At 38.5% G+C, this 19815-nt stretch carries 14 protein-coding genes and 1 pseudogene; 9 read left to right on the top strand and 6 right to left on the bottom strand.

Translation table 11 applies throughout. The features are described 5' to 3' along the window. A partial coding sequence (locus tag M901_RS05045; protein ID WP_021277102.1) for a DUF444 family protein occupies positions 1-911 on the bottom strand: 911 nt, incomplete at its 3' end. A gap of 37 nt (positions 912-948) precedes the next feature. Then, positions 949-3008, bottom strand: a pseudogene (locus M901_RS05040) (PrkA family serine protein kinase). 216 nt (positions 3009-3224) lie between these two features. Between M901_RS05040 and M901_RS05035 the strand changes: the two are divergent. The 5 genes from M901_RS05035 to M901_RS05015 all read left to right on the top strand — a co-directional run bounded on the left by M901_RS05035 (position 3225) and on the right by M901_RS05015 (position 10772). Continuing rightward, a complete protein-coding gene (locus tag M901_RS05035) occupies positions 3225-3971 on the top strand; it encodes a Stp1/IreP family PP2C-type Ser/Thr phosphatase (protein WP_021277091.1) in 747 nt (248 codons plus the stop codon). A gap of 130 nt (positions 3972-4101) precedes the next feature. Continuing rightward, on the top strand, positions 4102-5178 hold the full coding sequence (locus M901_RS16290) for a M23 family metallopeptidase (protein WP_021277092.1): 1077 nt from the start codon (positions 4102-4104) through the stop codon (positions 5176-5178). 19 nt (positions 5179-5197) lie between these two features. Continuing rightward, on the top strand, positions 5198-7762 hold the full coding sequence (gene secA, locus M901_RS05025) for a preprotein translocase subunit SecA (RefSeq protein ID WP_021277095.1): 2565 nt from the start codon (positions 5198-5200) through the stop codon (positions 7760-7762). A 54-nt stretch (positions 7763-7816) separates the two neighbouring features. Continuing rightward, positions 7817-9421, top strand: a complete 1605-nt coding sequence (locus tag M901_RS05020) for a heavy metal-binding domain-containing protein (protein WP_021277103.1) — start codon at positions 7817-7819, stop codon at positions 9419-9421. A 25-nt stretch (positions 9422-9446) separates the two neighbouring features. After that, entirely contained in the window at positions 9447-10772 is a 1326-nt protein-coding gene (locus M901_RS05015) for a glycerol-3-phosphate dehydrogenase/oxidase (protein ID WP_021277101.1), read from the top strand. Between the two features lie 16 nt (positions 10773-10788). On the opposite strand, the gene M901_RS05010 is transcribed toward M901_RS05015, so the two are convergent. From M901_RS05010 to M901_RS05000, 3 genes are all read right to left on the bottom strand, one after another. Then, positions 10789-12987, bottom strand: coding sequence for a hypothetical protein (locus tag M901_RS05010; RefSeq protein WP_021277097.1), 2199 nt, complete (start codon positions 12985-12987; stop codon positions 10789-10791). A 143-nt stretch (positions 12988-13130) separates the two neighbouring features. Next, the gene (locus tag M901_RS05005) at positions 13131-14264 is read right to left on the bottom strand and encodes a hypothetical protein (protein ID WP_034720521.1); all 1134 of its coding nucleotides are present in this window, start codon (positions 14262-14264) and stop codon (positions 13131-13133) included. A gap of 11 nt (positions 14265-14275) precedes the next feature. Beyond that, positions 14276-15802: a hypothetical protein gene (locus tag M901_RS05000; RefSeq protein ID WP_021277105.1), complete on the bottom strand. Its 1527-nt coding sequence runs from the start codon at positions 15800-15802 to the stop codon at positions 14276-14278. 97 nt (positions 15803-15899) lie between these two features. Here M901_RS05000 and M901_RS04995 point away from each other — a divergent pair, with 97 nt between their 5' ends. Both M901_RS04995 and trxB read left to right on the top strand, forming a co-directional pair. Continuing rightward, on the top strand, positions 15900-16085 hold the full coding sequence (locus M901_RS04995) for a hypothetical protein (RefSeq protein ID WP_021277094.1): 186 nt from the start codon (positions 15900-15902) through the stop codon (positions 16083-16085). 46 nt (positions 16086-16131) lie between these two features. After that, the gene (gene trxB, locus M901_RS04990) at positions 16132-17058 is read left to right on the top strand and encodes a thioredoxin-disulfide reductase (RefSeq protein ID WP_021277100.1); all 927 of its coding nucleotides are present in this window, start codon (positions 16132-16134) and stop codon (positions 17056-17058) included. Positions 17059-17118: 60 nt separating this feature from the next. Here the strand turns inward: trxB and M901_RS04985 are convergent, their stop codons facing one another. Beyond that, the gene (locus M901_RS04985) at positions 17119-19056 is read right to left on the bottom strand and encodes a sigma 54-interacting transcriptional regulator (protein ID WP_021277099.1); all 1938 of its coding nucleotides are present in this window, start codon (positions 19054-19056) and stop codon (positions 17119-17121) included. A gap of 136 nt (positions 19057-19192) precedes the next feature. Here M901_RS04985 and M901_RS18180 point away from each other — a divergent pair, with 136 nt between their 5' ends. Both M901_RS18180 and M901_RS04980 read left to right on the top strand, forming a co-directional pair. Continuing rightward, positions 19193-19318: a hypothetical protein gene (locus M901_RS18180; protein WP_021277104.1), complete on the top strand. Its 126-nt coding sequence runs from the start codon at positions 19193-19195 to the stop codon at positions 19316-19318. An 8-nt stretch (positions 19319-19326) separates the two neighbouring features. Further along, positions 19327-19815: hypothetical protein (locus M901_RS04980; RefSeq protein WP_157679841.1), on the top strand; the 489-nt coding region annotated here is incomplete at its 3' end.

The raw sequence follows: 19815 nt of genomic DNA, 5'->3' as shown, positions 1-19815 counted from the left end.
AGTTTTGTGTCTTCAGTTGACCAGTTATCACCATCAGAGAAATGGAAAGGATAGATATTCCACTCATCAGGATTGTAGTCACTTTGAATAATATCACGACATAATTTAAGAGCAGAAGAAATCAAAGTTCCCCCACTTTCACGAGTTCTGAAGAATGTTTCCTCATCAACTTCTTTTGCAGTTGCATCGTGGATTATATAGCGAATTTCAATATCCTTATATTGAGACTTTAGCCACAGATTAATCCAAAAAGATTCTGTTCTTACAATTTCTTTTTGTTCATCACCCATTGAACCCGAGACGTCCATCATATAGATCACGACAGCAGAGTTTTCAAACTCAACTTTAGTATCTGCACTACGATATCTCATATCACTTTTTATAGGTACAATGATTGGGTTCTTAGCATCGTAAGTTCCCATGGCAATTTGGCGCTTTAAGGCCTCTTTATAAGATCTCTTGTAGTGCTTTAATGAATCTGGTCCAACTGTCCCAATACTCGTGTAGCGATCTACAGTAGATTGCATATTCTTCTTACCCTTAGGTTCAATCTTAGGTAGTTCTAGTTCATCTCCAAGAATCGAAGCTAGCTCATCAAGTGACATATCCACTTCAAGCTCTTTAGCTCCTTCATCTTGACCAGCTTCACCTTCACCTTGTTGACCCTCTCCAGGTTGTCCACCCTCGACAGGATCTCCAGGTTGCCCTTCTCCCTGACCAGCTCCACCTTGGCTCTTATCACCGAAGCGAAATTGAGGTGTATTAATAGAAGGCATTGGCACCTTAAATTCACCATTACCTTTAGGAATAGGCATTTCTCCTCGAGAAACATATTTCTTGAGATTGTCTCTGATCTTACCTTTGATTATTTTTCGAAACCTAGAGTGGTCTCTCTTTATTGGATGATCCATTCATCCTCCTAAAAACTGATGTTCAAAGTGCTAAGCCCTAAGACTTAGCACTATCTCCTTTAGCAAAAATACTTGCTACATAATTAAGAGCGTCTGTTGCTGATATTCACAGTAACCATAGTTCTTAATAAGACGAGATTTAATAACATCGATCTTCTCTTGAGTTTCCTTATCCACAACATTTGAAATAATTGTAGTAAGTTTGATCGCATCTTTTTGATCTTCAAAAAGTTTAAGTTCAAGAGCTCTATGAAGTCTTTCGTTCATCTTGTAATCAAATTGCTTTCCTTCGATTGCAAGAGCACCGATATAATTCATAATCTCACGTCTGAAATCATCTTTTCGAGATTCAGCAATATCGATCTTCTCTTCGATACTTCTCATGAAACGCTCATCTGAGTCTTCAAGCTTCCCAGTGTACTTGTTACGAACTTTTTCTTTTTGAGTATAGGCCTTAACATTATCGATATAGTTAGCACATAGTGTTTCAATTGCAGTCTCATCAAGAGAGATAGCTTTTTGAACATCATTCTTAACAATATCTGTATACTCTTGTCTTACTACAGCAAGTAGCTCTCTGTACTTATCTAACATCTCAGAAGACGTAACGAGAGAGTGATGCTTAAGACCAGACTCAAGCTCGTTGAAAATCATGAATGGGTTTAAAGACCCGGTATGACCATATTTAACAAGTGCATTTGAAATCTTATCTTGAATATAACGAGGAGAAATTCCCTCTAAACCTTCTCTTACGGCCTCTTTTCTAAGTTCTTTAACATTATCTTCGTTATAACCAGAAAGAGTTTTTCCGTTATAAAGTTTTAGTTTTTGAAGTGAGGTTAAATCAGCTTTCTTCGGCTCTTCCATTCTCGTAAGAACGGCCCACATAGCGGCCATCTCTAGAGTGTGAGGAGCAATGTGAACATGAGGAATTTTTTCTGCGTTAAAATCTCTTTGATAAATCCTTACCTCATTATCAAGTCTCGTGATATAAGGAACATCAATCTTAACTGTTCTATCTCTAAGAGCTTCCATGAATTCATTATTTTGAAGTTTTCTGAATTCAGGCTCATTTGTGTGTCCTAGAATAACAAGATCAATATCTGTTTGCGCAAATTTCTTTGGCTTAATTGATTGCTCTTGTGATGCACCAAGAAGGTCATAGAGGAAAGCAACATCAAGCTTTAACATTTCGATAAATTCGATAATTCCACGGTTGGCAATGTTGAATTCACCATCAAAGTTAAAGGCCCTTGGATCAGAGTCTGAACCATACTGTGCAATCTTTCTATAGTTGATATCACCTGTTAGCTCTGTCGAGTCTTGGTTCTTCTCATCTTTTGGTTGGAAAGTTCCAATCCCCATTCTATCTTTTTCAGAAAGAACAAGTCTCTTAACTCGAATATGATTTTCCATGACCTTCATAAAGTCACCATCATATTTTCTCATATATTCTTTTAAAATATATCTATCAGCAGGACAAACTTCCCCTCTGATTTTTACTTTATACTCCGCCTTACTTCCCTTATTTAATTCAGCAAGGAATTCCTTTCTAATCTCAACAGGAATAAGTTTTAATGGATCTTCGTGCATCGGTGATGGGAAAACCTTTTGACCACCTAGAATTTCCGTCTCTTCTGAGTCATACCACTCAAAAGTGTAAAGAGCTCCATCATCAGTTTTCGCATAATACTCAAGTCCTTTTTTAAGGTTTCTTGAAATAGATGATTTTGCAGAACCAACAGGTCCGTGAAGAAGAAGTACCCTTTTCTCAGTTCCGTAACCAAGTGCTGCGGCCTTAAAAAAGTTCACTAACTTCATGAGGTGAACATCGATTCCAAAAACTGCATCCTTACCATTTTCGATTGGATCATCGAAGAAGTGGTAACGAGTAATTTCTTTCTTGTACTCTGTATAAGTACTCGTTCCAAAAGACATGATCATGTCATAAATTCTTTGGAATGCATTTCTCGCAATTTTTGGGTTTTCAGAAATTTGGTCGATATAATCTTGGAAAGATCCTGACCAGTTAAGGTGAGCGAAATCTTCAACTTTGTAGTTTTCGCTGATAAAGTTTTGCATATCTATTTTGCTCATGAAGCTCTCCCGTCCTTGATTGAGTTGTTCATTTTCTATCTTTAATTATACACCGAGTTCTCCTATTAAAAAGGAAAAAACAGAGCTATCTAGAGGTTTTTACAAGGTTCATTATGACACTAGTTTACTCAGGTAAGGATTCTTTTGCTCAATTGACAAGAATTCACTGTTTTTTGAAAATATAAATAGGTTTATCATTGCATTTTTGGAGAATCCATGGAAGTCATTTGCGCCGGAATTAGCGACATTGGAAGAAAGAGAGAAACGAATCAGGATACGATTTATATCAGTAATGCCGATCAATTCTATGTGGTAGCAGATGGTATGGGTGGACACTCTGGTGGTGACCTCGCTTCAACGATGGCCGTGAAATATATGTCGGAGTTTATAAAATCGCAAAACGATCCACAAAGCACACCAGGAAAATCTCTTAAAGAAAGTATTATGCATGCGAATAATCAGGTTAAAAACTATGCCGACTTAAATGAGAACTTAAGAGGAATGGGAACAACAGTAGTCTCAGTACTTTTTGGTAGCGATAATATTGCTGTGGGAAATGTTGGCGACTCAAGGGCCTACCTCATCAATGAACACCAGATTTTTCAACTCACAAAAGATCATTCTATGGTGCAAGAAAAAGTGAACATGGGAATTTACACCAGAGCACAAGCGGCCGATGATCCACACAAGAACGTTCTCTCAAGAACTGTTGGTTATGAGCTAGATATTGAGATTGATATTTTTTCTTATAAACCAAAGGCCGGCGATCTTATCCTACTTTGTTCTGACGGACTGCACGGAAAAGTTTCAGATGAAGATATCCTCTACCTCATTAGCAACACACTGCTAAAGAAAGATGTCAACTATACCAATGTTCGTGACTGTGTTCAGACATTAGTTCGTCAGGCCAATGAGAACGGAGGACAAGACAATATCTCCGTCATTCTTGCCGCGGTATGCTAGCCGATTGCATATAAATTCATTTTAAGACTCTGACAGTATCATTGAGTTGAGCAGAACAAATACTTGCAAACACTTGATAAGATAACTAAACTGTTAACCTAGAAGTTTATTTCAGCCGGAGTCTAACACTTTGAGTCGTTTCTATACAATTATGGTCATCCCTGAAAAAGAAAAGGGTGTTAAATCGTTTCGCATACCACGCGTACTTTTTAACAGTTTTATTTTCTTAATTCTCGTGGTGGTTTCAGTCGTTGGTATTCTAAGCTACGACTATATAAAAATTCTAAGACAAGTTTATGAGAACAGACACCTCAGTATTGAGAACCGTCAGCTCAAGGAACAAATACAGCTCTTCAATATGAAGTTAAATACATTGACTGATGATATTGAGAGAGTTCAACAATTCGAAAGAAAGCTTCGAGTGATCACAGGCTTTGAAGAGAACGATCTGACAGTACCAACTCAGAAGAACTCAACAACGGCCCCAATCGAGAGAAATCCTGACTCGGTCAATATTCCCCTCGACAATGAATTGATTGAAAAATTAAAGCAAGATAGTGAATCAATCGAAAAGCTTGATAAATATCAGGACATCAAAGACCTTTACGAAAGGAAAATTGCTACCACCTTTGGTTTAATTACTGGTTATAGCTACACAAAGAAGTGGAATAACCTCATTAAACAAAGTTTGAAGCTAGCAGGTAACTTTGCTCACTTTGACTACAAGTTCGGCTTACTAAGGCAGATTGCCAGTAATCTCGAGGTCAAAGTCAACGAGCTTGACCAGTTTCTATTAGATAGAGAATCATTTTTAAGATCGACGCCAACCCTTATTCCAGCAAGAGGATGGATTACATCTTATTACGGCCCAAGGGCCAGTCACTATTCCAATAGAGTAAAAATGCACGAAGGACTTGATGTAGGTGCACCTATTGGTACTTCAATTCTTGCTCCTGCAGATGGCATTGTGAAAATCGCTGGAAAGAACCCTGGTTTTGGTTGGTATGTCGAAATCGACCATGGCTACGGGGTAGAAACTCTCTACGCGCACAACTCGCGTAATATGGTTAAAAAAGGCCAGCGTGTAAAGAGAGGACAACTCATTGCCAAAGTCGGTAACTCAGGGCTTTCAACAGGTCCTCACCTTCACTATGAGGTGAGAATTAATGGAACACCTGTTGACCCGCTTTACTATATTTTAGACTAATCTTTAGGAGATATATTTTATGTTTAACCCAATTAAGGCCATCTTCGGTACAAAACACGATCGCGACATCAAAAAACTCAGACCACTAGTTGATAAGATCAACTCACTTGAGCCAATGATGAAGCAAATGAGTGATGAAGAGCTTAAGGCCCAAACACCAAAATTTAAAAAGATGCTTGCTGATGGTTCATCACTAGATGACATTCTACCTGAAGCATTTGCCACTGTAAGAGAAGCTTCTTCAAGAGTTTTAGGAATGAGACACTACGATGTTCAAATCATCGGTGGAATCGTTCTCTATAGAGGAATCATCGCCGAAATGAAAACAGGTGAAGGTAAAACTCTGACTGCTACTTTGGCCCTTTACCTCAAGGCCCTTGAGGGAAAAGGTGCTCACCTCGTCACAGTTAACGACTATCTTGCCTCTAGGGATGCTGAAGAAATGGGCGTTCTCTATGAATGGCTTGGAATGAAAACAGGTTGTATCATCGCCGATATGGAAGATGAGGACAGAAAAGCTGCTTATCAAGCAGATATTACCTACGGAACAAATAATGAATTTGCTTTTGATTATCTAAGAGACAATATGAAATTCTCTCTAGATGATTATGTGCAAAGAGATTTTCACTATTGTATCGTGGATGAGGTTGACTCGATTCTTATCGATGAAGCAAGAACTCCCCTTCTCATTTCAGGACCAAGTGAAGGTGATTCAAAACTTTATCACGTGGCCAATAAAATTATTCCACAGCTCACAGTGGAAAAGCACTTCACAATTGATGAGAAATCAAAATCGGCTATCTTTACAGAAGAAGGTATTTTAAAAGTTCAAGAGCTTATGCAAGTAGACAATCTCTATGCAGTAGAAAACTCTGAACTTCTCCACCACCTGAATCAGGCCCTAAGAGCACATCATCTCTTTAAGTTTGATGTTGATTACGTTATTAAAGACGGCGAAGTTATTATCGTTGATGAGTTCACAGGACGTCTAAAAACAGGTTCTCGTTGGTCAGATGGTCTTCACCAGGCCATTGAAGCAAAAGAAGGTGTTGAGATTAAGTCTGAAAACCAGACCCTTGCTTCTATTACATTCCAGAACTATTTTAAAATGTATGGAACTCTTGCTGGTATGACTGGTACGGCCGATACAGAAGCAGAAGAATTCCAAAAGATCTATAAATTGAGTGTTATCGTTATCCCAACAAATCTTCCAATTGCAAGAGTTGATGAGGCCGACGTTATCTACAAGAATACGGCCGCTAAACACCGTGCAATTCTAAAACTTATCAAAGACCTAAATGCTAAAGGACAACCAGTCCTAGTTGGTACAATATCAATTGATAGTTCAGTTCACTTAAGTGAAGAGCTAACGAAAGCAAATATTCCACACAACGTTCTAAACGCGAAACAACACGGAAAAGAAGCTGAGATTATTATGGGTGCCGGTAAAAAAGGAGCCGTAACAATCGCAACAAATATGGCCGGTCGTGGGACAGATATTAAAATCGATGATGAAGTTAAGGCCCTTGGTGGACTTTATATCCTAGGGACAGAAAGACACGAATCACGTCGTATTGATAATCAGCTTAGAGGACGTTCGGGACGTCAGGGAGATCCTGGTCACTCGAAATTCTTCCTCTCTCTTGAAGATGATCTTATGAGAATCTTTGGTAGTGACAGAATTTCTAAAGTCATGGGAACTCTAGGAATGGAAGAGGATGAGCCAATTGAGCACAGCATGATCACTAATGCTATTGCTAAGGCCCAAAAGAAAGTTGAAACTCACAACTTTGAAATTAGAAAACACCTACTTGACTTTGATAATGTTATGAATGAGCAAAGAAGTGTTATCTATAGAATTAGAAGAGATATTCTCTCTGACGAAGACAACCTAGGATTTGTTAAAGAGATGATTGAAGATGTGGCAGCAGAACTAGTTGATAGCTATAGAACAGATAAGAAAGTTCCTCTAGACCAATGGCCTTGGGAAGAGATGAATAAGAGTTTCCAGACAACTTTCAATACAGAGATTGATATCAGTGCCGAGGAATGTTCTTCTAAGCACAATGGAGAGCTTGAAAACTACTTTGGAGAAATGGCCAAAGAAATCCTTGATCAGAAGCTAGCAGCTTATGATGAGGAACAAGTAACACTTGCTCTCAGAGAAATTCTCCTATCTACATTTGATCAACACTGGAAGGATCACCTTCTTTCAATGGATAATTTAAAAGAAGGAATTAACCTTAAGGCCTACGCTCAGAAAGATCCACTTACTGAATATAAGAGAGAGGCCTTCTCACTTTTCCAAGGAGTGAGAATCGAAGTTAAGAAAAGTGTTGTTAGAAATATGTTCTCAGTAAAACTCTATACTGCAGAAGAAATTGAAGAACTAAGAAAGCAACATGAGGCAGAGCTTGAAAGACAGCTTGAGGCCTATAAGGCAGCACAAGAAGCGGCCGAAAGAGAAGCTGAATCAGCGAAGAAGCAAGCAGCTCCACTCAGAAGAGGACAGATGAAAGTTGGAAGAAATGACGACTGTCCATGTGGATCAGGAAAGAAATTTAAGCATTGTCACGGGGCCTAATAGCTCCGTGGCCTAGTGCCACCCTTCACATTATAATTGCCATGGAGAGGCGTAATGAGTGATCAGAATAATAATGGGAATGACGAAGAGACTAAACACGATCTAACACGTGTCGAAGACCTCTCTGAATTTCTCCATCAAGATGACCCAGAAGCAGATGCTATTTTTGCAGAGTCAGCAGGAGCTGATGATGACGATAGTGAACTCCCTCCACCCTTTGAATTTAATACCTCAATTGACGATCTCGATGACGCTGACTCATCCGACTTATCGGACTCAGAAGAAAGTTATGAGATGTCAGATCAAGACGAATTTTCAGATAGTGATGATGAGCTAACACAGGACTCAGAAGACGGATTCGAAAACGACTTAGAAGGTGACTATCAAGAAGATTTCCAAGACGACCTAGAAGATAACTTTGAAGAAAATTCCGACGATAATTATAACGACAAGCTTGAGGATAATTTCGAAGATAATTTCGAAAATAACTCTGAAGACAATTTCGAAGACAATTTCGAAGACAATTTTGAGGATGATTTCGAGAACAACTCAGAAGACGATTCAACACAAGGTAGCGAAGATACCCTCGAGGATGACTCTGAGGACAACGACGAAGAATTCGATGAAGAAAACGACGTTGAAAGCTTCCATGAAGACTTCAACGAAGACTTCAATGAGAACTTTGACGAAAACTCTGAGGAATACCTCGCAGACGATAACCAAGACAATAACCAAGACAATAACCAAGAGAATGACCAAGAGAATGACCCAGGCAGCAACCAAGGCGACTTCACCCAAAGCAACTCACAGCCCACAGAGTCCCCAATCCCCCATATCCCCGACCAACATGATATGCCAGAGATTGGAGATGAGCAGAGTTCAATAGAGACTTCTCATATTCAAACAACACCACCTCAACAAAGAGAAACATTTGATGAAGTGAGAAACTTTGCTAATAATATGAGCTATGGAACTGTTAAAGTCGGGGGAAATCCTGCCTTTACTCTCCTTCTCAAAGATATTATTGGTGAAGACTATCATGAGAGTATTCTTGCAATTCTCAATGAACATGGCCTAGTTGGAGATGATGAGAAGATGATTCGTACATCTCTTGAAATTGGTCACCTCCTTGTTCCTCAAATTAGTGAGTATAGTGCGATTTATCTAGCAGGAAAACTAAGAAAGTACGCAAGAGATGTTCAAGTTGGTCTAGCTGAAGAAATTCACGATAGTAAGTCTTATGAAAAAGATAGTCGTGGCCTAGTTAGTAAGAGAAGTATTTTTCAAAATAAGGATCTGCAATTCAAGCGTAATGAGTCTGAATTTGATCCAGAGTCAATGGAGTCAACAACCCAATCAAAATTTCAACATCGAGAGATTCTTGATCACCTTGGGATTGTGACATGCTCTGGAATATATGAGTTAGATGAATTAAGTGAACAAACACTTGAGTATGAAGATGAAATGGATAATTCTCAACTCAGTATAGGCTCGACAGAGATTTACAATATTCTTCTTGCACAACTTAAAAAGAAGGCCTTTAAACTGGGGGCCAATGCTCTTATTGGTGTGAATTATACAATGACGGCCATCAATCAAGAAGAAGCAACAAGTTATAATATTATTTGCACAGGTGATGCTGTCATCATCAGTCAGTAAGATGTCTAAGGAATAGATACGAAATATGCATAAAGAAAATCCTCTTCTCGAATCCGATATTTACTATGATGCCATCATTATTGGTGGTGGGATTGTTGGCGCTGGGATATTTAGAGATCTCAGCCTTAATGGAGTCAAGACTCTGCTTGTGGATAAGAAAGATTTCTCATCTCAAACAAGCTCAAAATCTTCAAAGATGCTCCATGGAGGAATTCGCTATTTAGAAAATATGGATTTTGACTTAGTTTTTGAGGCCCTTCATGAAAAGAACCTCTGGCTAAAACTCGCCCCCCATCTTTGTTATGAGTCTTCTTTTTACATGCCTGTCTTTAAAGACTCTTTGAGACCGAAGTGGATGATCAAGATCGGGCTCTTTCTGTATGACTTTCTTTCAAGTTTTCAAAATACTTCCCATCGTATGGCAAATAAAGAGCAGACAATTAAGGCCCTCCCCCATATTCGTCCACAAGGACTAACAGGAGCGGGAATTTATCATGATGCAATCGTCGACGATGCGAGACTTAATATCGAAGTTATCATGGATGGCGCCTTGGAAACAGGCTGCCATGCTATCAATCACGTGGGACTAGAGTCTTTCAAATTTTGTTCAGGGCGAATCGAAGTACAGTTAAGAGATGAGTTATCAGGTGAAACAAAGACAATTCATTGTAAAGAACTTGTCATGGCCACAGGACCTTTTACTGATGATATCTTATGTGCTCACCCTCAGGTGAACTGGGAAAAGAAGCTTCTCCCCTCTAAGGGAAGCCATCTCTGGTTAGACAAAGGGGCCTTAGATATCCACTCCCCCCTTGTTATGACTCCAAATGATGGAAGAGTCATTTTCGTCATTCCACAAAAAGACCATATTTTAGTTGGAACAACAGAAGAGAGCCACAAGGGCGACAAATTCGATTTAAAGCCCTCTGAAGAAGAAATCAATTATCTTATCAATAATCTTAACGAGTACTTTCCAGCGGCCAAGATAGATCGAACAAGCATCATTGGCTCTTTTGCAGGAATTCGACCACTTGTCAGTGAAGGTGGCTCAGACAAGGGAAAAACGGCCCGTAATCACAAGTACTATCAACCTCGTAGTAACCTTCATGTCATCATGGGAGGAAAATATACGACTTTTAGGGTGATGGCCAAGGATGTGGCACAAAATATCTGTAACCGACTTGGACAAACTTATAACTCTAATAAGTCTAAACGTCCTTTTAGGTTTCTCCCAAATATTCTGCCTTTTAAAAAGGAAGAGATGACGGCCGATAAAATTGATCTTATCAGAAGAACTGAGTTTATTAGAACTGAAGAAGATTTGGAAAGAAGGCTCTCAAAATACACTTAAATAAGTGCTCCCAATACTAAGGGAGCACGCTAAATTTCGTTTCTATATTTGTCACAAAATCATAGGATAACGTCTCATCCCCACTTGAAACATTTGGATTAAACCCAGAGGCATAGGGATACTCTACGGCCGTTTTAGAAAAGGCCGTCACTTCACTAAGAGGAGAGATTGTAAACTTTCTCTCAGTAAAGAAGAGCTCTTCAGTTCCTGAAACAGGAGTGACTTCAAATAGACCAGAGGCCTGAGAGAAATCGACAACACCACTTGAATCAAGATCCACAAGTCCAGCGGCTTTAATTTCAACATTCCCGGCAGCTGTTCTATCAATAAAGACTCTTTCATAACGTGGTGTGGATGTACCATCATCATAGTAGTTGGCGGCCCATAGATGGAATGAGTCCACGGCGAAGCCCTTCATACTAATGACATTTCGATGAACTTTTCCATTTTCAGAATGATATGAGTGAACCTCGACTTTTGTATTAGTCCACGTACTACCGCTTTCATAATAGACTTCTTCCTTATTAATTCTTCCATCTCGACTATCTGATCGAGCAAAGAAGCCCATCTTATTAATCTCACCAGTTGTCGTACAATTAAATTCCAGAAATTGGGTCTCAGTTTCTCCACTGCTACTTTCATTTATTTCAATTCTTCCTTCGTAGGCAGAACCACCTCCGGCCGAGAACTGGGTTGGTACATTTTGAGTAGCGGCCGCGATGCTAATATCAATTGTTCCCCCTTCAAGAGGGTCATTTATTGTATAGGTATTTCCTATGGCAGAGAGAACGCTTGTACATGTTGTAAGACCATTATGATATAAGACGGCCCCAACAGCTCCTCCATATATTTGAGCAATATTTTTTAAAATACTATCATCACGCCCATTATTTCCAGTGGACGAGTCTTGTCCAGGACTAAATGTATAGACCCCAGCAGGAATCGTCGCGGCCTCATTTGAGCCTTCAACAACAATGGCCCTATAATTAGCGCTAGTATTGATATTTCCTACCAGCGTTGCAATATCTAAATTAGATTGAATATCAAGATTCGTCGTTGAGTCTTCATTAAGAGTCAGAGCACCGACAGAAAGAGTTAGATTCCCTCCACCACCGGAGCTTCCTTGTGCAATTTTATAAACAATAATGGCATTACCACCACCATCATCAACCTTTACAGCACTATGAGTTGAGATATTATCTCGACTACCACTTGGAGAACCTAGGACAGTAAAGGCCTGATCCTTGATTGTCTCGAAACGATTATGATTTATATTTGCTAGTCCTGTTTCATTATCCAAGCAATGAGTAGAACCTCCACACTTTGTTGGATCCTCTGGCTGAATATCTACAAGAGCAGAATAGCCATGTCCGACAAAATTATCAGCAAAGTAGAAGTATGACTTTAGAGAGTCATAGGTATCGTTGATATTAAAATCAACTTTTGTTACTTGAGAAATCCCCGCCCCAGTACTTACAAAGTAAGACTGATCAACATCATCAGAACAATTCTTCTTCTCATAGGTATTAATAACAAATGGGAAAGAACCATTAGGAGCATTTAGAGGTAGTGCCATTGAAGTCTGACCATCACTGGCGGCATCAATATTGACACATTTTGAAGTGATTCCAGGAGATCTTAAACCCGTTATAGTATTTACATTATAGAAAACCACACGAAATGATTTCCCAAAGCCTGCCTGTTTCCAAGAATCATAGCAAGTTTCAGTTAAAGGGTTTGTAAAACTCAATCCATTAAAATAGAGACAAGGGCGCAGAACAAACTCTTTAAAAGTTGTTGGATCATCACTCCTTTTCATCGAAGATGGACCAAAAGTTGCTGCTCCACAATTTGTCTTATTAAGATCAATGCTTATCGTAAAATCACCGTAATCGAGATTTGCACTTGAAATACCACAAGTTGTATAACCATGAAGAGGACTAATATTTCCATTATTATTCCATGCAATAACTTTAAAGTTCCAAAGTCCTGGCTCCAACTCAACAACAACGTCATCATTTGCATTAGATAGGGCCAATTGGATTTTATTCGTCCCATTAGTCCCATTTAAAACTAAGCCGTTGACAGGAATACTTCCGGCAACGAGCGAAGAGGCACTAAAAGTAATTTTCCCACTTATCTTTTCGGCCTCTTTAGAACAAGCGACAAATAAAGATAGCAATAGACTTAAGAGGATTATATTCATTAGCTTCATAGCATTCTCCATACACAATACTATTGTAACTAAACCCACCTACTCTCAACTAACTTATCGAAATTACAGGCAAATAACTTAAGTTCAAAAAAAAACCGCCCTTATTTCAGGGCGGCCATATGATAAGATATTGGAATTATTGTCTAAAAGAATCTGTAGAAAAGTCCAAACATAACTCTGGGGCCAGAGTAAGCAAGCTCATCTGTTGTGATATCGCCATTTGAACCCTCAACATCATATGATGTTGTATTGCTATAGTAATCAAGTTTTCCAATGGCACCAAATTGATTTCCAACTAGGTACTTTGCACCTACTCCAAAGCTCATATGTGTTCCTGTTCCTTCAAATGACTTTGTCGTATTCGTTGATGAGTTCGTATCCACATTATCTTGAATTTCAATTGTCCCATTAGAGATACCAAAATTAGCGTCTGCAAAATAAAGTAGAGCATTAGAACGGTGAGGCCCTTGACCGAAGTAATAAGAGACTCCCCCACCAAGATCAGTCAGGGTCACAACATTATTAACACCAAATCCACTCTCCTGACTAAGGCGACTTGCATTTAACTTAAGAGAGAAATTCTTTAAGAAACTTGTCGAGGTTGGAAAGTACTTTTCAATAGAGCCAGTAAAGTTCATAGAACTATTAGAAGCATCGAACGATCCATCATTTGCGGTATCAGTATAAGTTCCAGAAAGAGAGGCCACACTAATAAGAGCAGAGATCTCTAAGGAGTGAAGAGCAGATCTCTTGGCCTGTGGAGAATTTTGCGCAGTCTCTACAACTTGAATTTGAGAATCTCCCTCATTCATAAGTGCCTTGACTTCATCTGTGTCAGCTAAGCCTTTATCCATCGCCTTATTAGGAAAGATATCATTTGGCTCTCCCATTGATCCGGCCGGAACACTTAGCGCTCTGATGGCCTTAGATGAATCAGCAGTTAACTTCACTGAAGTCGAGATTTTAATATTGGCCACAAGGCCTTTGTTGAACTCTTGTGGAGAAATCAGGCGATAAACAGACCAAATAGATCTCGTAGGAGAGGCCTTGACAACAACACCTCTGGCAATAACTCCTTGAGTGATGAAGAATTTTGCATGGTCGCCAACAACGAGGCCATCTTCAAGTCCTCGATTAATTAGAACTGTCTTCTTACTTGCAGAAGCGTCAAGAATTCTAATGGTGAGCTTCTCATCGATCTCCAATGCTTTTGTTGAAGCACTAAAGAGTACAAGACATGTCAAAAGGAGTGAGAAATAGTTTTTCATTCTATTCATTTTTCCACCGTTTAAAAATAAATACTCAGACCAATATCAAATCTCGTATTACCTACAGATTGATTTGGCTCAAAGTCATCAGTTACACTATTAATTGTTTTTACACTTAGATTTTCATAACTAATCTTGGCGTTAAATCCAAAACCAAAAGTTGAGTTAAACTCATAATCACGGCCAGCGGCCATACGATACTTTACACCCAATTGGAAAGTTGGAAGAGATTGAATCTCGTATTCATATTCACTTTCCAAATTAGTATTTTCACCTTCTCCATTACCTCTTTTAAGACCGGCCCCAAGATACCAAGCAAATTGATTACGACTATGAGGATAGTTGAGAAAATAATAGTTGAGATGTCCTGCGATAGCACCGTAAATTATACGACTATTAAGTGTCTCTTGCCCGATACTTAAAGTTCCACGCTCAAACTTCACATCAAGGCTCCAGTTTTTGAATGACTCATTCATACGAACTAAGTGGAGATCGTAACCAATTCCCATAGTGAAGCCGTTAAACTGATAATTGTCATCGGCAGTTGTATAATTTGAAGTAAGGTTTGAACCAAAGTAGAGAACAATCTCATTTCCAGATTGAAGAGTTAGAACACTACGTTGTCTGGCCTGTTCCTTGGCCACCCCAGTCTTTAGAAGATAATTCTTAAGTTCAGTATCATCCATATCCGAGGACCACATCTTACCTTCTTTATTAATCATGGCCATCGTCGACTCTGGGATGCGATCTAGTTCTTTACGTTTTTGTCTTGATTCATAGAGATAGTTTTGATGAAGCTTAGTCGCTTTAGTTGGACTATTGAGCTCATTCACTTCATAGTAGAGTTCATCATAACCATACTTAAGATTATTTATTTTCTTTAGCTGGCCTTGATGCTGTTGTTTGGCCAAGTTGTCTTTATATTGTTTCGCAATTTTTTTACGATTAATCACATTCGTATCAGATCTTAGAAATTGAACTTCCATATACTCATCATCAATGAGTTTATCTGAGGCCTTGCTCATTTGAACGGTCTTAGTCTCACGGTAGTCACTTCCTAATATGGCCTTATCCTTATAGACTGGTCGATCATATGTCTGAGACTGTTGAATCATATCGGAAGGGAAGTCTGCTCGCTCCCCCTTAATTCTTAGGGCCTTGGCCTCATCACTTTCATAAGCGCTTACGCGATAATCAATTGAGACATCTGTTCTTCCCTTAAGAGTCTTGCGTCTTAAAAGAATATGATAGGGCTTTCCTACTTCAAGGTTCTTGTCTTGTGCATGATCAAAATACCAATAAGAATAGTTTTGAAAAACTTTGAGAACACGCCCTGGCCCAATCAAGCTATAACGAGGAACATCTAGATTTCCACCTTTAACGGTGAGATCAGCAAAGTCCCCAGGCTTAACTCCTTGCAAAGAGCCGATATTGAGCTTGAGGGACTTACCACTCTTACTCATAGTTTGAATAACAACTTGCTGCATCGCAGAAACACTGAGACTCGCAAAAATCAAAAAAGTGGCAAAAATCTTATAAATAATCATCCTATAATTAAGGATAACAAATGGAAGTATTTGAAACAATATGGTAAGGTTTACGATAATTTTACCTATTACACAGAAAAGACCAACGGAGTAACGCGTGGCAAAAAGAAAAAAGCAAAAACAGATCTTCAAATACGAGTGCACAATGACTGGTGAGATCTACAAAACGACTAAAAAAGCTGAAAATCCAGATGATCTTATCTCTGTATCGGCTTATTACGAAATGAATCCTGAAGAGGATGACAGACCAGAAAATATTAAGAAAGAACTAGGTGTTGAGTAATTTCATCAAGCTTATTTAATAAAGACTATATCAAAGGAAGATGAGAATGAGTCACAGAAAAGTCATTATCATAGGCTCGGGACCTGCCGGTTACACTGCGGCCTTATATGCTTCAAGAGCAAACCTTAATCCACTTGTTATTCAAGGTCATGAACCTGGTGGACAATTAACAACGACAACAGATGTTGATAACTTCCCAGGTTTTCCTGAGGGAATTATGGGGCCAGAGCTTATGGCCAACATGAAAAAACAAACAGAGAGATTCGGAACAGAGTACATGACTTCTCATGTAACTGATCTCGATATTTCTGATAGACCATTTAAGCTTAAGTGTGAAAATGGTGATGAGCTAACGGCTGACGCTGTCATTATCGCAACAGGAGCTTCGGCAAAATACCTTGGTCTTCCAAACGAAAAAGAGCTCATCGGAAAAGGTGTTAGCGCCTGTGCAACTTGTGACGGTTTCTTCTATAGAAACAAAGTTGTTCACGTAGTTGGTGGTGGAGACACTGCCATGGAAGAGGCCACATTCCTAACAAAATTTGCATCTAAGGTTTATATCGTTCATAGAAGAGATGAACTTAGAGCATCTAAACCTATGCAACAAAGAGCTTTTGATAACGAGAAGATTGAGTTCGTATGGGATTCAGCGGTAGAAGAAATCATCGCAGACAACACTGGTGTTACAGCAATTAAGGTCAAGAACCTTAAAACAGGTGAAGTCACAGAAAGAGCAACAGATGGTCTTTTCATGGGTATCGGTCATAAGCCAAATACTGACTTTGTAAAAGGTAAAGTAGAACTAGATGATCATGGTTTTATCATTACTAAGGGTGAGCACCCAGATACAAATGTTCCAGGAATCTTCGCTTGTGGTGATGTTCAAGACTCATACTACAGACAAGCAATCTCTGCTGCTGGAAGTGGATGTCAGGCAGCAATCAGAGCGGAAAGATATCTTGAAGAACAATAAGTAAAGAAATTCAAAAAGTAGATACGAAGGCCCCTCTCAATAGGGGCCTTTTTATTAGCACTAGGCCGCCAAATCTGATTCAAGATAAATATTAATAAGTTCAGAGTTCACCCCAAAGTATTTCATCATCAAATCGTGAGCATGGTATAGCTTCTCGTAGAATTTTTCCCCATCAAGATCAAACTTCATGGCAAGTTCAGTGAAACTATACTCATCTTTCGCAACAAGCTCTTCGACATAGCTATAGAAATACAGCTCCTCAAAGTCCCCTGATGAGAGAACCTCGAAGTGATCAATAAAATCATGGTGAAGATCAAGGCCAAAGGTGAAATCAATGTCAATTTCTCTATCAAGTAAGGGAAATGCACGACTTCTCTTATAAGCGAGTGTCTTCACATCTCTTCCCATAACAATTAATCTCTCCAGAGCAATCTTTAATTCGCTAATATTTCCTGGCCAATCATAACTTTGAAAATGAGAGATAACTTCATGAGAAATACTCTTTGGGGCCAAATCATTTTGCATACATAATTGATAAGTAAAGAAATGAATAAGTGGAATAATATCTTCTTTTCTCTCATTTAATGTAGGAACACGAACACTTTTACCCATAAAGAATTGATAGAGTTCACTATAGTGTTCACTTTCAACTAGCGACTCATAGTTCTTAGTAGAAGTTGCAATAAAACGAATATCATTACGGTTTTCAATCTCATGGTAGAGAACTTCTTGTAAGTCCTTACTTAGAAAATTGATATCCTTAAACATTATTGTTCCACCACTATAGAGCTCTAGCGCCCCAATATGATCCCCTTGAGAATTCAACGCGTACTTCAAGGCCTTTTCACTATCTAAGTCGTGGCAGTTAATATGACCGATTCCATGAGTTGAGCGCGCACTCTTTTCATGAATACCTATCGCAATAAGTTTCTTTCCAACGCCATAGTCTCCATAGATAAAGACATTATCATCACTGGCCCCTGTACTCTCCATAAAGGAGTTGAGATAACGGCACTCTTCACTGGTTCCAATCAACTGACCTGCATCATAGAAGCTTTGTAGCTTTTTAGCATATTCGTAGTTTTCAACATCGTTATTAATAGAGAAGTTCATCCCTAGAATAGTCGCAAGAAGTGTCACTTTAAAATAGTCTTCTTCATTAAATAGTTCGTGTCCATCCTTATTTGAAAACTCTAAAACACCAATGGTCATTCCCCACTTATCAACAACTGGTGCTAGAATAAAGGTATCGATATGTGTTTCAAATAATGTTTGCAAAAGATTATAGAACTGATCTTCATTCTTACCTTTGATAAGTCGAGACTTGATAACCTTACCACTCTCTTTAACTTTCTTTAAATGTCCAACTAAAGGCAGAACAGAATCAAGCTCTTTTCCCTCTTTAAAGTCAAAGATTGAAACATTCTTTCCTTCATGCTCAAAGGTATAGAAACGAAAGTTTCTCGCCCCAATACTTCTTTTAACTTCTTGAGAAAAGAGATACATCAATTGATGAGAGTTATTATACTTTTGAAAGACATGGAAGAGATCAGTTAAAATACTGGCAGACACTTCGATCGGATCATCCTTAGATAAGATAGATCGTCCTTCATTTTCAATCATATCCATCATTAGACCACGAAGTCTTTGAGAGTTCATGTCTGAGATAATTTCATGAATAAAGTTTTGGATAAGAATAGAATCAATCTCAACAAATTCCACACCAACATAGTCAGTGTAGTCCTTACTTGACTCTTCCATTCGACGAACCACATGACCCATACCAGATATCGAATGGTTCTTATACTTAAGTTTTACTTCAAAGACATCACCAAGCTCTGTTGGAGATGAGACAAAGAGACCAAGACCGGAACTTGAAATATTAACAAGCTCAATTGGAACGCCAAGGCCTATAAGGGACTTACTATCAACGATAAGGTCCAGATCAACACTATCTTCTGATTTAATTGGGATTCTGTATTGTCTTAGCTTTTTCAAGAACTTAGCTCCTGCTAATAGGATATCAATATCTTACTCCCTTATCGGAGAAATTATCCATTTTCTTTAGTCAAGTATTATCGCTTTTTAACCGATAGGCTGAAAATAAGATTGAGATAACCCTAGGAGATTCTCAATGAAGAATAGTTTATTAAATTATCAATTCTTTAAATCATATCGTCTTCCCCTTAGAGAGAAAGATAATATTAAGTCCAATATTACCTCTTTAGATAGGAAGAATAAGATTTGTAAAATGTGGTGATAGAGTCTTTGAATCTTTCAGGCCTAAACTTTATTTCGAATCTTAAATTTAATATTGGTGAGTCAGTCTCAATTTATATCTATTCTAAGAGAATCTTTAACAACTGGGATTTTAATCTTACAGGTAACGTTGTTCGCTCATTTGTCTATGAAAAGAATATAGAAAAAATCGTTTACGGCGTCCAGCTTGATGAACAAAGTGTAGATAGTGTCTTAAAGTATTTTCTTAAAGATTTTGTCTCAAAATTTTCAACGAAGAGACTAAAGAGTCATTTCTATCGCGCCTGTACCCTAGATAGAAAAGTAGAATCATCAGAAGGTGTTGAGCTCTTCTCTCTCTTTAATTCGATAGTCAATGATATCTATAAAGAAGGAGTCACTCCCTTTATCAATGATCTCACAAAGGCCTTTGGATGTCATAACTACCATCTCTACCTATTTAATGAAAATAAGAATAAGCTCGATCTCTTTAGAAGTAATTCTGAAAAAGATATTATG

The organism is Bacteriovorax sp. DB6_IX (genome assembly GCF_000447775.1).
In the GTDB taxonomy this organism is placed as follows: domain Bacteria; phylum Bdellovibrionota; class Bacteriovoracia; order Bacteriovoracales; family Bacteriovoracaceae; genus Halobacteriovorax_A.
Note: the sequence above shows the minus strand (reverse complement) of the source record. Positions and strands in the feature narration are given on the sequence as shown.

Bases quoted from the DNA above. Each gene is read 5' to 3' on its own strand.
- M901_RS05035 (WP_021277091.1), top strand. From the start codon at position 3,225: ATGGAAGTCATTTGCGCCGGAATTAGCGACATTGGAAGAAAGAGAGAA.
- secA (WP_021277095.1), top strand. From the start codon at position 5,198: ATGTTTAACCCAATTAAGGCCATCTTCGGTACAAAACACGATCGCGAC.
- M901_RS05020 (WP_021277103.1), top strand. From the start codon at position 7,817: ATGAGTGATCAGAATAATAATGGGAATGACGAAGAGACTAAACACGAT.
- M901_RS05015 (WP_021277101.1), top strand. From the start codon at position 9,447: ATGCATAAAGAAAATCCTCTTCTCGAATCCGATATTTACTATGATGCC.
- M901_RS05010 (WP_021277097.1), bottom strand. From the start codon at position 12,987: ATGAAGCTAATGAATATAATCCTCTTAAGTCTATTGCTATCTTTATTT.
- M901_RS05005 (WP_034720521.1), bottom strand. From the start codon at position 14,264: ATGAATAGAATGAAAAACTATTTCTCACTCCTTTTGACATGTCTTGTA.
- M901_RS05000 (WP_021277105.1), bottom strand. From the start codon at position 15,802: ATGATTATTTATAAGATTTTTGCCACTTTTTTGATTTTTGCGAGTCTC.
- trxB (WP_021277100.1), top strand. From the start codon at position 16,132: ATGAGTCACAGAAAAGTCATTATCATAGGCTCGGGACCTGCCGGTTAC.
- M901_RS18180 (WP_021277104.1), top strand. From the start codon at position 19,193: ATGAAGAATAGTTTATTAAATTATCAATTCTTTAAATCATATCGTCTT.